12 protein-coding genes are annotated in these 13,231 nt (G+C 41.6%); 11 read left to right on the top strand and 1 reads right to left on the bottom strand.

What is annotated here, in order from left to right:
• Positions 1-35 precede the first annotated feature (35 nt).
• From ABIE66_RS16510 to ABIE66_RS16495, 4 genes are all read left to right on the top strand, one after another.
• Complete coding sequence (locus ABIE66_RS16510; RefSeq protein ID WP_370015552.1) at positions 36-878, top strand: fumarate hydratase; 843 nt, start codon at positions 36-38, stop codon at positions 876-878.
• Positions 879-902: 24 nt separating this feature from the next.
• Entirely contained in the window at positions 903-1,478 is a 576-nt protein-coding gene (locus ABIE66_RS16505) for a FumA C-terminus/TtdB family hydratase beta subunit (protein WP_289325507.1), read from the top strand.
• 427 nt (positions 1,479-1,905) lie between these two features.
• Positions 1,906-2,052 carry a hypothetical protein gene (locus ABIE66_RS16500; protein WP_370015551.1) on the top strand — a complete coding sequence of 49 codons (147 nt, stop codon included), beginning with the start codon at positions 1,906-1,908 and terminating at the stop codon, positions 2,050-2,052.
• Between the two features lies 1 nt (position 2,053).
• Positions 2,054-2,359: an NIPSNAP family protein gene (locus ABIE66_RS16495; protein ID WP_289325505.1), complete on the top strand. Its 306-nt coding sequence runs from the start codon at positions 2,054-2,056 to the stop codon at positions 2,357-2,359.
• A gap of 596 nt (positions 2,360-2,955) precedes the next feature.
• On the opposite strand, the gene ABIE66_RS16490 is transcribed toward ABIE66_RS16495, so the two are convergent.
• Positions 2,956-4,764: a sigma 54-interacting transcriptional regulator gene (locus ABIE66_RS16490; RefSeq protein WP_370015550.1), complete on the bottom strand. Its 1,809-nt coding sequence runs from the start codon at positions 4,762-4,764 to the stop codon at positions 2,956-2,958.
• Between the two features lie 219 nt (positions 4,765-4,983).
• Here ABIE66_RS16490 and ABIE66_RS16485 point away from each other — a divergent pair, with 219 nt between their 5' ends.
• The 7 genes from ABIE66_RS16485 (at position 4,984) to ABIE66_RS16455 (ending at position 13,133) form a co-directional block, all read left to right on the top strand.
• The gene (locus ABIE66_RS16485; protein WP_289325503.1) at positions 4,984-5,187 is read left to right on the top strand and encodes a hypothetical protein; all 204 of its coding nucleotides are present in this window, start codon (positions 4,984-4,986) and stop codon (positions 5,185-5,187) included.
• 85 nt (positions 5,188-5,272) lie between these two features.
• Entirely contained in the window at positions 5,273-6,685 is a 1,413-nt protein-coding gene (locus ABIE66_RS16480; protein WP_370015549.1) for a purine-cytosine permease family protein, read from the top strand.
• A 47-nt stretch (positions 6,686-6,732) separates the two neighbouring features.
• The gene (locus ABIE66_RS16475) at positions 6,733-7,722 is read left to right on the top strand and encodes a heme-dependent oxidative N-demethylase family protein (RefSeq protein WP_370015548.1); all 990 of its coding nucleotides are present in this window, start codon (positions 6,733-6,735) and stop codon (positions 7,720-7,722) included.
• 12 nt (positions 7,723-7,734) lie between these two features.
• On the top strand, positions 7,735-8,256 hold the full coding sequence (locus ABIE66_RS16470; RefSeq protein WP_370015547.1) for a hypothetical protein: 522 nt from the start codon (positions 7,735-7,737) through the stop codon (positions 8,254-8,256).
• Between the two features lie 5 nt (positions 8,257-8,261).
• Positions 8,262-9,227 (top strand): PDR/VanB family oxidoreductase, encoded by a 966-nt coding sequence (locus tag ABIE66_RS16465; RefSeq protein WP_370015546.1) that lies wholly within the window; start codon positions 8,262-8,264, stop codon positions 9,225-9,227.
• A 48-nt stretch (positions 9,228-9,275) separates the two neighbouring features.
• A complete protein-coding gene (locus tag ABIE66_RS16460; protein ID WP_370015544.1) occupies positions 9,276-10,769 on the top strand; it encodes an aldehyde dehydrogenase family protein in 1,494 nt (497 codons plus the stop codon).
• Positions 10,770-11,519: 750 nt separating this feature from the next.
• Entirely contained in the window at positions 11,520-13,133 is a 1,614-nt protein-coding gene (locus tag ABIE66_RS16455) for a sigma-54 interaction domain-containing protein (protein WP_370015542.1), read from the top strand.
• Positions 13,134-13,231 lie beyond the last annotated feature (98 nt).

Genomic DNA, 13,231 nt, shown 5'->3' with positions numbered 1-13,231 from the left:
TAATGAAAGTCAAAAAATATAAGGGTGGTTAAAGCATGAGAAAGGTTTCCGTTGATCAAATTCGTGACACAGTTGCAACACTTTGCTGGGAGGCATGTTACAACCTGCCAGAGGACATTGTAGAAGGATTTTATAAAGCGAGAGAATCCGAACAGTCGCCGTTAGGAAGATCCATTATTGAGCAGCTCATTGAAAACGCTCAAGTGGCCGCAACAGAAGATCGGCCGTACTGCCATGATACAGGATTGACGGTGGTTTTTGTTGAATTGGGGCAGGAAGTATACATTGAAGGTGGAAATTTTGAAGAGGCAATCCACGAAGGAATTCGAAAAGGCTATAAAGAAGGCTATTTGCGCAACTCCATCGTCGGGGATCCGTTACTCCGAAAGAATACAAACGATAATACGCCGGGTGTGATACACACCAGAATCGTTGCCGGAGACCAAATTAAATTAACGGTTTTGCCAAAAGGCGGCGGAAGTGAAAATATGAGCGCCATGAAATTTCTGCTTCCAGGAGAGGGAGCAGAGGGGGTCAAGAAGTTTGTGCTGGACACGATTGTAGCAGCAGGTGGAAAAGCGTGTCCGCCGATTGTGGTTGGTGTTGGGATTGGTGGGAGCTTTGATAAAGTAACGGAAATAGCTAAGAAAGCGATCTTGCGTGATATCGGCAAGCACCATTCTGATACACATATTGCGCAACTAGAAAAAGAATTACTTGAAGAAATTAACAAGACAGGTATTGGTCCACAGGGACTGGGCGGAACAAATACAGCCTTATGGACGTCTGTGGAAACATACGGATGTCATATCACCGCACTACCGGTAGCGGTTAATATTCAGTGTCATGCAGCAAGAAAAAAATCCTACATTCTTTAAATCCAGAAAAGAAGGTGCTAAATATTGGCTAAAATAACATTGCAAACACCCCTTACTCAGGAAGATGCCCTCCGTTTACAAGCGGGAGATGAAGTCTTTTTAAATGGAGTGATTTATGTGGCTAGAGATGCTGCCCATAAGCGCTTCCTTGGGCTTCTTGAAAAAGGTCTTCCTCTACCGATTGATTTGCGAAATCAAATTATTTTTTACGCGGGTCCAACTCCTCCTAAGCCCGGGCAGATTATCGGCTCGATAGCCCCGACGACAGCTGCGCGCATGGACCCATATGCGCCGGCCATGTTTGAATATGGTGTGAAAGGTGTAATTGGCAAAGGGCCTAGAGGTCAATCTGTGAAAGATTCATGCCAAAATGAAAAAGCGGTTTGTTTTTCTGCCATTGGCGGACTATCTGCCCTCTTAAGCGATAAGATACAAGCAGCGGAGGTAGTAGCGTATGAAGATCTGGGGCCGGAGGCTGTCCGTGAACTTGTTGTCAAGGATTTCCCGGCTTTAGTTGTCTATGATACACATGGAAATGACCTTTATGAACAGGAGATTGCAAAGTATCGAACGATAGAACGGAGACTATCTAGCATTTAGCTATGCTTGAAGTGAGAGTTTCTCAGGAAGTCTCTTCAAAACGATATCCTTGAAAATGATTTTTTAAATACAAGTTGAGTTATTAATCAGTTGTTCATAATCTAAAACCTGCAAAATTTCTCCAGAAGATATAAATGAATCCTTATTGGAAGGATGTAGAATTTTTAGGAAGAGGGGAGTAATTATTTAACGTTAATGTATATGATAATATTTCAAGGGTAATAGAAAGCATTAGAACTCATTGTTTAAAGAGACAGGATAAAACATCTGTACTGAAAATTGAGCAGATGAAGGCGGTACTTCTTTTACTGGACTTATAGGTAAAGATATAGAATGGATGTTATCAACTGAATTCGAGAATGAGATGGTTTTTGAAGTTTTTGGTAATGAAGAATTTTGTAATTTTGTTAATACAGAATAAAGAAATATGAATGTAACGATTATTATTCAACTATCAGGTGCTTTACTTCAATCAGATAGTGCTTCGGTTGCTCTTTTTCTAATGGAACAACAAGGGAGGTTAGTAGAATTATATGTTATGATGGAAAAAAATAGATTTTCTTGGGGGGATTAAAATGGTTACATGCTATCTGAAATATGTTCTTGACCCTTATAAAATAAATGAGTTCGAAGAATACGGTAAGATGTGGATTCGATTAGTTAATAAATTAGGCGGTGCACATCAGGGGTATTTCCTCCCGCATGAGGGTGCTAATAATATTGCTTATGCATTATTCACTTTCCCAAGTTTAGCAGCATATGAAGAGTACCGAGTAAAAATGGCATTGGATGCAGAATGTCAAGAAGCATATAAATTTGCAGAAGAGACTAAATGTATTTTAAGTTATGAGAGAAGCTTTATGCGTCCTATATTCGAATGAACATACATTAAATTTGAAAAATATTCTATCCAAACCTTGTTAAGCTAACAGGTGCTATACTTCAATACCCGGGGTTGCTGCTGCAACCTTTTTCTTATGCAACAAACGGCTCTTTACTTCAATAAGGAAGGTTACTAGGCAGCCTTTTTTATGGAACTAACGTGGCAGTATAGTTGAAAATATAAACTCCAACTATGAAAAGATAATGATATATTCCATCTAGCTCCCTAAATCCTTCTAGTAGTATCATAGCTTCACATGTAATACGTGATCATTGTTCCGATCAGCCTGGTCGCGTTTATACAAGTAGGGGGTGAACCGTTTACCTGACGGGGTCCAAGCCCCACGGGCAGGTACGTTCTACAATATCACCTATATAAGCGTGGTCATATGGAAAAACCAGTTGGATCCGGATAATGGCGGGCGTTAATGCCATTTTAATTCCTTCATAACCTTCATAATGTAAATGAAAAGAAAATAACGAAAAAGCTGAATGCAAAAGCCCGCTCAAGACGGCTCCTGTAATCAGCTTTTTTTATCTTAACTATAGCATCCAGCCGGTTTGAAATAATTCCGGCATGACTGCATCCTGAATTTCAAACATGTATATTGAGTTGCTTACGTAGACGCTGCATTTCAGAATTGAAATAGGCTTTACTGTAATCGCATCCGACAATGGCAACGATATTGCCGTCATCATCAATTATTGGCGCAAAGCTCGTTTTCCACTCACCGTACCGGTCTTCGTAAATGGGAGTAACACCCGCTTTCCCATTAAACGCCTGGTAAGCGACATTTACCATTTCCGGAGGACCGATATATTCTTCCCCCGGTTCAATTACAAAGCCTTTGTCTGCAACGAGGTGAATCAGACGTCCATCCTCCGTCATGATAAATATGAAAACCCATTCAATTACGCCTTCTTTTTCTTGAATCAGGGTAAGCTTTTGTTTCAATTTTTGGGAATGGGAAGTTTGCCGGTTCATATTTTTTTGTAGACTGATAACCTCATCAGCTGGAATGATAGCTGCAGTTACAACGGCAACGGAACGAAGCCGTTGATTTATTTGTTCTTCTAAAATGGCCCGTTTATTCACTGGTGAAAAGCTTGCCTCTTCAATTTTATTACGTAATTTTTTATATTTCCTGCTCATCGTCGGCTGGCTGACTTCCAGTACCTTTGCCGCTAGTTTTAATGATTTGTATTGTTCCATTGCCATGTTGATCAGTTGTTCCTCCACAAGGTCGACTGCTTCTTGCAACGGCATTAGAAAATCGATGACAGGTATTGAAGTGGGTTTGGGCCCTTTAAAAGGAAGGACCTCTTTAACCAAAGCAACATCCACTTCCGGTACTCCGCTTGTAATCACAAGCCTTTCAACTGTATTTTCAAGTTCGCGTACGTTACCGGGCCATTGATAGATACATAGCAAGTCGATTGCATCCGGGGTGAAGGCTACCTTTCGTTTGTACAGCGTATTGTACTTTTGTAAAAAAAATTGAACCAGATGGGGGATTTCATCTACACGTTTCCTAAGCGGCGGAAGATGGATAGGTACGACATGAAGACGATAATATAAGTCTTCTCGAAATTCACCTTTTTTCACCATTTTTTCGAGCGATTTATTTGTTGCGGCAATCACTTGAATATCAACAGGGTGTGAGGTCGTACTGCCAATTGGGGTAACAACGCGTTCCTGAAGGACACGAAGCAGTTTTACCTGTACGTTAGGCGGTAACTCGCCCACTTCATCCAAGAATAAGATACCCTTATGTGCAAGTGTGAATTTCCCCTTGGCCCCTTCTTTCCTTGCGCTGGTAAAAGCCCCTTCTACGTAGCCAAACAGTTCGCTTTCAATCAAGTTTTCCGGGATGGCGCCGCAATTGACTGGTATAAACGGTCCGTCGCTCCTGTTACCCATATTATGTATGGCCCTGGCAGCTATTTCCTTTCCGACACCGGATTCCCCCAATAAAAGGACTGTTGCGCTGACATCACAGACCATTTGCATTTTATGAAGAACGTCTAGCATGGGTTTACTGCGGATCACAAATGGAAAAGATGGCTTTTTCGCTTCCAATAATGGCCCCGATTGCCCCACTGATGTATCTGGGTAAGAGTCTTTAATTTCTTTGTAGGCCCAGACCCATGCCCCTGATTCAATCGGGTATGCCGTCACCAGCACCTCTGGACCCTGCCATGAGGACTGCATGAAACTTTTTTTTTCATTTTTGCCCATTACCTCTTCTGCCAAACTCGTAGAAAATAAATCTTGTTCAACATCTTTGATAGAACCACCGACATTAGCGGATTTGACTGTATGGAATAAGGAGTTCCTTGTTCCGGTCGACTTCAAAATGGTGCCATTTTTATCTGTCACAATAAGCTGATCGTAAATAGACAAGAGTGCAGAGGTGAAGTGATCCATTTATGTCTACCTGCCTTTCATTAAACTTCCTAATTCAATATTACAGAAGTTTCACAATTGTTCAATAGTTTCAAAAATGAATATTCTTCCTATTGAAAACCTTGTAAGCATAGAGTTTCTGATTGGCATGGTTATTGCAACAAAGTAAAGAGAAGGGACTAAAAAGCATGATTTGCAAAGGAGGGAGAAGCTATTTTGAATAAAGAGAATCAGTTTCAACAGAATATCAATTCAGAAGATCCCTTTATTAAAAGTTTATATTCAGATTTGAATGAGCGGATCATTGCGTATGAACAGGAAGATGCCGTGAAAATCGACAAAATGAAATGGAAGGATGCGACAGGCTCTATTTTTTTCATGATTTTAATCATTGTCTACCTGGTCTATTCACTTGTTTAAAGTAGTTTTGTTTAGAACCCCCAGAACAATAACAGCCTTATTTCCAAGCAATGCAATCATTATTTTATAGTTGGGAGAGAAGCGTGTGAGTAAAGAGAATTCCTCCATTTCAAAGGATGTGGCCTTTGGCTTTTTACCGGCAAGTAAAAGTGACCGGATTTTTAACCTTCGCGATTTAATTTTAGTCCAGGTTGTTATTGGCCTCTCATCTTTTGGGCTGTTAACTGGTGGATACACAGGTACAATGCTTGATGCGAAGCAGTCACTTGCAGCGATTTTATTCGGTAACGCCTTCCCAATGCTGTTGATTGTTCCCATTACCCTGTATTTTGCGCGTTATGGCATAGACACTTTTGTAGGGTTTCGAAGTTCACTAGGGTATATCGGATCCAATATCTTTTTCTTTGTTTTCCTTATTTTGACTCTCGGCTACATTTCCATTGCGCTTTTCATGTCTGGCCAGGCGTTAGCAGAGGCTGCTAATTGGATGGGGATGCCCGCCATTTTCTCAAGTCAAGCAACGGGAGCGCCGTTTTTCTCAATTTTACTCTTTATCTGTGCATTTCTTGTAACGGTGAGGGGACCGGTAGCGATTCAAAAATATACCGCAGTAGCCGTTCCGGTTTTTATGGTTCTCATGTTTGGCCTTCTCGCAATAGTCTTGTTTGGACAGGGATTCACGAAAGTTGCCAATATACTTCCTTCTGAGCCGTTTGAAACGACTTCCCGTTCATTCGCGACTGCCCTGGAATTAAACATCGGTCTCGGCTTCTCATGGCTTCCATATCTTGGCCAATACAGCCGTTTATCTAAAACCGAAGGAGGAGCATTTAAAGCAGGATTCTACAGCTATGGAATCATCGTCAGTATCGCTGCTTTAGTTGGGGCCCTTGCTGCATTAGTCGCTGGTTCACTTAATCCTTCTGACTGGATGTTTTCCATCGCAGGAAGTTGGGGCGGTTTCATTGGCTTGATTTTACTTTCGGTAGGGAATGTCGGTGCAGCCATTTTCCTTATGTACTCACAAGCTGTCAGCTTTAAAACTGTATTCCCGAAAAAGTCATGGATGATAGCGATGGGTACAACCGTACCAACTATATTCTTACTTTTAAGCTCAACGTTCTACGATGCATTTGGTTCATTCATTGCTGTCATTTCTTTTATTATGGCTGTTCTTGGCGGCATTGTCGTTGCAGATTACTTTTTTGTAAAGCGCCAACGCATTTCAATAAGGGATTTGTATGATACGCAAGGCTCTTATACCTATTGGAAAGGCATTAACCCGTCTGCAGTTCTCACAGTGGTTATTGGAACGATCGTATACTGGGCACTCTATAATCCATTGACTTTTGAAGCAAGTGACTTTTTCCTTTATTCGGCTGCCGGAATTCCCACATACTTTGTTGCTTTAGTCACCTACTATGCATCTTCTAAATACCTTTTCCGTTTTGAAGTTGACATGGAGCGTCCATCCGTTGAATTAAAGGAAGCTAAATAGAAAAAAACGCACTTTAAAGAATCTAGGGAACGAGAGGAGATTGTTCAATGTTTACACAAAGCTTAGATTTCAAAACAACTGATTTAGATACATTCCCATTTCCATTCACTTCAGGTAACTATCGTTATTCAAACGACTTGAAACGACTCTCAAACATTAACTGTATAGAAGTCACACCAGAATACAAACTCCAAGTAGAAACGAAGCGTCGTCTCCTTCAAGAACAGCCGCATATAAGGTTTCAATCTTTTACACACACATTAGAAATGCAATGGGAGGTACTGGAAATGCTTGTCGACATGGCAACCGATCGCTATCCGGAGCATTTCGAGGTCATTAAAGATGGAGACAACTGGACTTTCAAAAACCACATCTTCGGGGAATCCGATTCATTCGTATATGGCGATGCCAGCACGCTTCCAAATGAGCCGCTTGATTATATAGGCCGCCATTTCCACAATGATTTTGTGTTAATGGTTCATCGCGATAGTAATTTCTATTTGGAAGTGGGGCAAGTTTCATACGCCGCGCTCTTCTCAGCTAACTGGAATAAAGGCATGTCCTTTGATGAAATCCATGCACCAGTTCCATTTGTATCGCGGAAAGGCGACGAACTGGCAGATCGCGTTCGTAAGTTTTTATTATCCATTGAGCCAGGAAAGCCATGGACACGCATCAATTGGAACCTGATGGCTGACCGTTGGGATGTCAACTATGAAACGATGGATGTATGGGGACCGCAGCGTTCTGGGATAACACCAGAAAATGCAGGTAAACTTGTTCGTTTGCGTGTTGAAGAACAAAAGTTTTATCGCATGCCACGAAGCAACGCCATTCTATTCGTATTGAATACGCAGTTCCTGCCACTAGAGGATTTGGCATTGCGCCAGGAGTGGTTTGATCTGACATATAGCGTACTGCAGGATATTCCGGAACCTATGGCTGAATACAAAGGGATTGCCCCGTTTCTTCCACAATCGGTTGAATATTTGAGGCGCATTGATGAAAAACAAAAAGCGAAGATAAACAAAAAGTAGGGGGATAGGGCCTTGTACAATAGTCCAGTATTGTTTGATAAATCCATTACGATCGTAAATCAATTTACTCCTCGGAATGAACGAAGGAAGTTTGTCATCATTTCTGATCAAGCCGGATATGAAAAGGCGAAAAGTTTCACTTCTGAAATTGCAGGTACAGTACCTTTTGAAGGTCTTTCCATTAACGGAATGGAAGATAAAGAGGAGATTAAGAGAGTCATTTTGTCACAAAAGATGGGCACCCAATTTTATATTGCGGCTGCATGGAACAATGCCGTTATGGTCTTCTCGCTGGGAGTAGAAGCTGGTCTATCTGAGGAAGAGATCCAGACGGTGATTATCGGGCCTAAACGAAGGTACGTATATTGCATGAAATGTTTCGAAGTGTCGGAAGTCGCAGAAGAAGCAGAGATTGCAGAATGTGACCAGTGCAGAGCCAGTCTTGAAATAGGTCCTTTTTATTCAATCGTACGGGAAGGTTATATTGGTTACCCATTCATCCCAATCGGAAAAGAAGAAGAAGTAGGGAGCTGATCATCATGCGGGTAGTAGGAAATATTCAAATGAAAGTAAACAAGATCATTCAAGAAACTCCATTCGTGAAACAGTTCGAGTTGATACCAGTTGATGGAAAACCGTTGCCTGCATTTACAGGCGGTTCGCATTTGACCACTTTCATGCCAGCGGAAGATACGATATTCGAGAGAGAATACTCCATCATCAGCAATCCAAGAGACCGCAAAAAATATGCAATTTCCATTCGTCGTGACGAGGCGTCTCGCGGAGGTTCCGCTTTCTGGCATGATCATGTAAAGAAAGATTCCAGGTTGGAAGTCAGTTTCCCTAAAAACAACTTTCCTCTAAGCTTTCGAGCTAAGCATCATGCTTTTTATGCAGCTGGAATCGGCATCACCCCATTTTTGGCAATGATGGAAGACATGGCTGCCGAAGGGCAAACCTTCGAACTCCATTATGCAGCACGCACACCGGAGTTATGTGCTTTTTATGATCTGTTGAAAGCCAAATATCCTGATCAATGTACATTTTATTTTTCGCAGGCAGAAGACAAACGCAGAATGTTGCCTGAGACGATGATGGATCATCGCATTGGCACACATGTATATTTTTGCGGACCCCTAGAGATGGTACAAGAGTATCGAAAAGCTGCAAGTTCATATGGGTACCCGGAACATGCGATCCACTTCGAATTATTTGCGACAAAAAATGATGGACCGCAAGATCCTTTCATTGTCGACCTTACAGACAGCGATCGGTCCATCAACGTTCATGAGGGTGAAACATTGCTTGAAGCCCTTTTAAGGGAAGGAATAGATGCACCTTATTCTTGTAAAGTGGGCGGTTGCGGAAGTTGTGAAGTAGATGTCGCAGAAGGGGAAGTAGACCACCGGGATAACTTCCTTAGCGAAGAAAACCGTCAAACACGCAACTCAATACTGACATGCTGCTCACGTGCGAAGGACGACAGACTTGTTTTAAAACTTTAATCATTCTGTACAGGTAAAAAAAAATAATGAAAACCGGAGGCATAAAACATGACAATTTTAGAAACGGCAGTTTTAGAGCTGAAAAATTACATCGACGGTAAGTGGCAGTCCTCATCTTCAAATGAAGTAATCCCGGTAATTAATCCTGCAACACAGGAAGTCATTGCAAGGGCACCGCGTGCCACCAAAGAAGATACAGAAATGGCAATCTCAGTTGCGAAAGCAGCTTTTGAAAGTGGAGTATGGTCAGGCCTAACAGCACAGGAGCGTGCTTCCTACCTATATAAAATCGCGGATAAAATTGATGAACGTGCGGAAGAGTTAACGATTCTTGAAACAATGGACAACGGGAAACTTAAAGCAGAGGCAGGTTTCGATATTGCCGATGCAGCCGCGTGTTTCCGTTACTATGCGGGCTTAATCCTTCATCCTGAAGGGGAAACTTACCAAGTTCCCGCTCCCGTTCAAGCGATGGTTGTTCGCGAGCCAGTAGGAGTAGCCGGTTTGATTGTACCATGGAATTTCCCTCTTCTAATGAGTGTCTGGAAAATCGCACCGGCCCTTGCGGCAGGTAACACCATTGTGTATAAACCGGCTGAATTGACTCCTGTTACAGCTATGAAATTATTTGAAATCCTTGAGGAAGTGGGCATCCCTAAAGGTGTGGCCAATATGGTGATGGGCCGCGGGACTGTTGTCGGTCAATCAATTGCAGAAAGCAAGGATGTTGACATTGTTTCGTTTACAGGAAGTACAGATGTTGGCCGCGCAATCATGAAAGCGGCCGCGGGCAACTTAAAGAAAATTTCCCTAGAACTTGGCGGTAAATCACCTAACATCGTTTTTGCAGATGCAGATTTAGAGACGGCAGTCGATTACGGATTGTTTGGCATCTTCTTCGGTGCCGGCCAAGTTTGTTCATCAGGTAGCCGCATTCTAGTTGAAGAAAGTATTTATGATGAATATGTAAAACGCTATGTGGAACGCGCAAATAAAATCAAAGTAGGACCTGGCCTCGCGGAAGACAGCCACATGGGGGCAATTGTCAGCGAAGCCCAAATGAATAGCATTTTGAACTATATTGAAATCGGCAAACAGGAAGGTGCGACACTTGCAACAGGCGGTTACCGTCTTGTTGATGACGGTCTTGACAAAGGATTCTTCATTGCACCGACTGTCTTCACTGATGTAACGCCTGACATGCGCATCGTACAAGAGGAAATCTTTGGACCAGTAGTTGTCATCCAAAAGTTTAAAGATGAAGAAGAAGCTATTAAACTTGCAAATGATACAGACTACGGCCTTGCAGGCGGCGTCTTCTCTAACGACGGGGCAAAAGGACTGCGAGTGATCAAGAAGGTACGGGCAGGCATCACCTGGGTAAATGATTATCATCCAACCTATGTCGAGGCGCCATGGGGCGGTTACAAACAGAGCGGTATTGGACGCAGTTTAGGAAAATACGGCTTGGATGAATACCAGGAAATTAAACAAATCAACATTAATCTCGATGTAAAACCGGTTGGCTGGTTTCCAAATTAATCATAGAATTAGAGAGAAAGCAATTAACTTACCATATTCAAATCAAAGAACCTAATCCAAATATGGATTAGGTTTCAGTTTGTAACAAAAGGGGTGCGGAATTAAAAAATTCCGAACCCCTTTTGAAAATTCCCTTTGTAATTTTGGCCCAAGGTTAATCAATGGCAGTCTCAATTTTACAAACCAAATGGTTCGCTGGCATCGGTTGGTCTAAAGTAATCATTTCAAGTTGATCTCGCTGAATAGAATCATGTTCAAAAAGCATCCTCATCAACTCAAGTTTTAATCCTTCTATTTTAAAAGGACTGTAGGCAAAAGGAGTTCTATCTAAATGTTAAAACAAAGTTGATTGTAGAGGAGGCTCCCGGACCGACCGCGGATAGTGAGTGCCTGGAACGGAAGCCACGTCCCAATTGTACAAGCCATAGAAAACTTCAGGCAAACTTTTTTTGGTATGATAACAGTGTCATACCAATGCATATTTATCGGAAAAAGCATATGGGGATTGAATATGTTCTTACCGCTGAAGCACTTATTCTGGGTGTCTTTGGTTGTCGTACATAGTATCATACAAAAGGAAAGGACATTACATAATGTTCACAATATAAGTTAATGAGAACGATGTTTATGCCTTCTTTAATTTGAAAAGGCGAGGAATTCGCCTGGACTATCAAAGAGTACTCCAATCAAGGAGAAAGCGTTCTATCAAATGTTAAAGACAGTCAGGGATCAGGTTAGGAGTGGATATGGATGACTAAATTTTATTCGGATATGACAGTGGAGGAAGCGATTTCAAGTTTTCCTGTCGGAAGCAATGAAGTGGAAGTAATGGACGATTCAGAGGAATTTATCGGATTTCTGACGATTGAAGCGTTATCTGCGGCAGTGCAGCAGAGTGATTTGACGAAGCCTATTTCTCATTTCATTACAGTGAATGCACCGCTACAAAATATACGGAATTACTCTATACCATATGAACAATTTCAAGCATTTTTTGAGAGTGATCTATGCAGGGTTGTATTTAATGCCCTGTATGATGGCGTGTATATCACCGATGGGGAAGGAACGACATTATTTATCAATCAAGCTTATCAGCGCATTACCGGAATAAGAGAAGAGGAAATTACCGGAAAACCAATGAGTTATTTAATTGAGCAGGGTATGATATCCGTTTCTGCTTCGTTGGACTCTATTCGAATGAAGAATCAAGTCACTTTGACACAAAGAATCCGAAATGGGAGAAAGATTATCGTATCTGCCACACCTATTCTTTCGCCACAGAATCAAGTCATTTTCGTCATAAATAGTGTTAGGGATATTACTGAATTAATCCGGATGAAGTACACAATCGACAGTCAAAAGTTATCTTTCCAACCTATTTCTCAATTATTGCCCGGCTCGGAACAGGTGAATTTGCAGGAAATAATCATTGGGCCTACTACAACTCCTTTATTCAAACTGGCCGATAAAGTAGCTAAAACGGATGCGAAGATCTTGTTACAGGGGGAAACGGGTGTAGGGAAGAGCTTAATCGCTAAGTACATTCATGCGAAAAGTTCCAGGAAGGATAAAATTTTCCTTGAATTAAATTGCGGAGCCATCCCAGCGAACTTGGTGGAATCCGAACTTTTTGGATATGAACCGGGAGCATTTACCGGATCCCTGAAGAATGGGAAAATGGGGATTTTTGAGAAAGTGAATGGTGGTACGTTATTTTTAGACGAAATAGGGGATTTACCTTTAGAGTTACAGGTTAAACTTTTGAAAGTGGTAGAAGAAAACAAGTTTATGAGAGTAGGTTCCACTGAAATGAAAGAAGTGGATGTCAGGTTAATTACTGCCACTCATCGGGATCTGGCCTCACTCGTTCAAGAAGGATCTTTCCGCGAAGATCTATATTACCGGCTTAATATTGTATCCTTTGAAGTTCCGCCACTGCGCCAGCGAAAGGAAGAAACGATCCCGCTTTTAGAAATGTATTTGAAAAAATTCAATGAAAAATATAATGAACAGAAAAGGATGACACCGGAATGCTATGAATGGCTGACAAACTATTCATGGCCTGGTAATATACGTGAGCTTGCGAGTCTTGCAGAGCGACTGGTTGTCACGACTTACGATGATACGATCGATTTGGCTAATTTACCATCTTTCATACAGCCGGTCTTATCAAAAAAACCAACATCTCATTCTTTGAAGGAAGCCGTTTCCAATCTGGAGCGGACCTTGATACTGGAAGCGATGAAAAAATACGGGACAACAAGGGCGGCTGCCATATCTTTGGATATCAGTCAAAGCGCTTTAGTGCAAAAAATGAAAAAATTTCACATACGAGTAGAAAACGAATCGAATCAGTTTTTTTGATTTGATTTCTACTCATTTTTATATGGTTACCCATGAAAGAATAAGTTATTTCCCTTATAAATTAAGCGTTTTCACTTTGGCATGATTCATGCATAAGT

This window comes from Peribacillus sp. B2I2 (assembly GCF_041261685.1).
Lineage (GTDB): Bacteria > Bacillota > Bacilli > Bacillales > DSM-1321 > Peribacillus.
Note: the sequence above shows the minus strand (reverse complement) of the source record. Positions and strands in the feature narration are given on the sequence as shown.

Excerpts from the sequence above, each read along its gene's own strand:
- ABIE66_RS16495 (WP_289325505.1), top strand. The coding sequence starts at position 2,054 with ATGGTTACATGCTATCTGAAATATGTTCTTGACCCTTATAAAATAAAT.
- ABIE66_RS16455 (WP_370015542.1), top strand. The coding sequence starts at position 11,520 with ATGACTAAATTTTATTCGGATATGACAGTGGAGGAAGCGATTTCAAGT.
- ABIE66_RS16460 (WP_370015544.1), top strand. The coding sequence starts at position 9,276 with ATGACAATTTTAGAAACGGCAGTTTTAGAGCTGAAAAATTACATCGAC.
- ABIE66_RS16475 (WP_370015548.1), top strand. The coding sequence starts at position 6,733 with ATGTTTACACAAAGCTTAGATTTCAAAACAACTGATTTAGATACATTC.
- ABIE66_RS16500 (WP_370015551.1), top strand. The coding sequence starts at position 1,906 with ATGAATGTAACGATTATTATTCAACTATCAGGTGCTTTACTTCAATCA.
- ABIE66_RS16510 (WP_370015552.1), top strand. The coding sequence starts at position 36 with ATGAGAAAGGTTTCCGTTGATCAAATTCGTGACACAGTTGCAACACTT.
- ABIE66_RS16465 (WP_370015546.1), top strand. The coding sequence starts at position 8,262 with ATGCGGGTAGTAGGAAATATTCAAATGAAAGTAAACAAGATCATTCAA.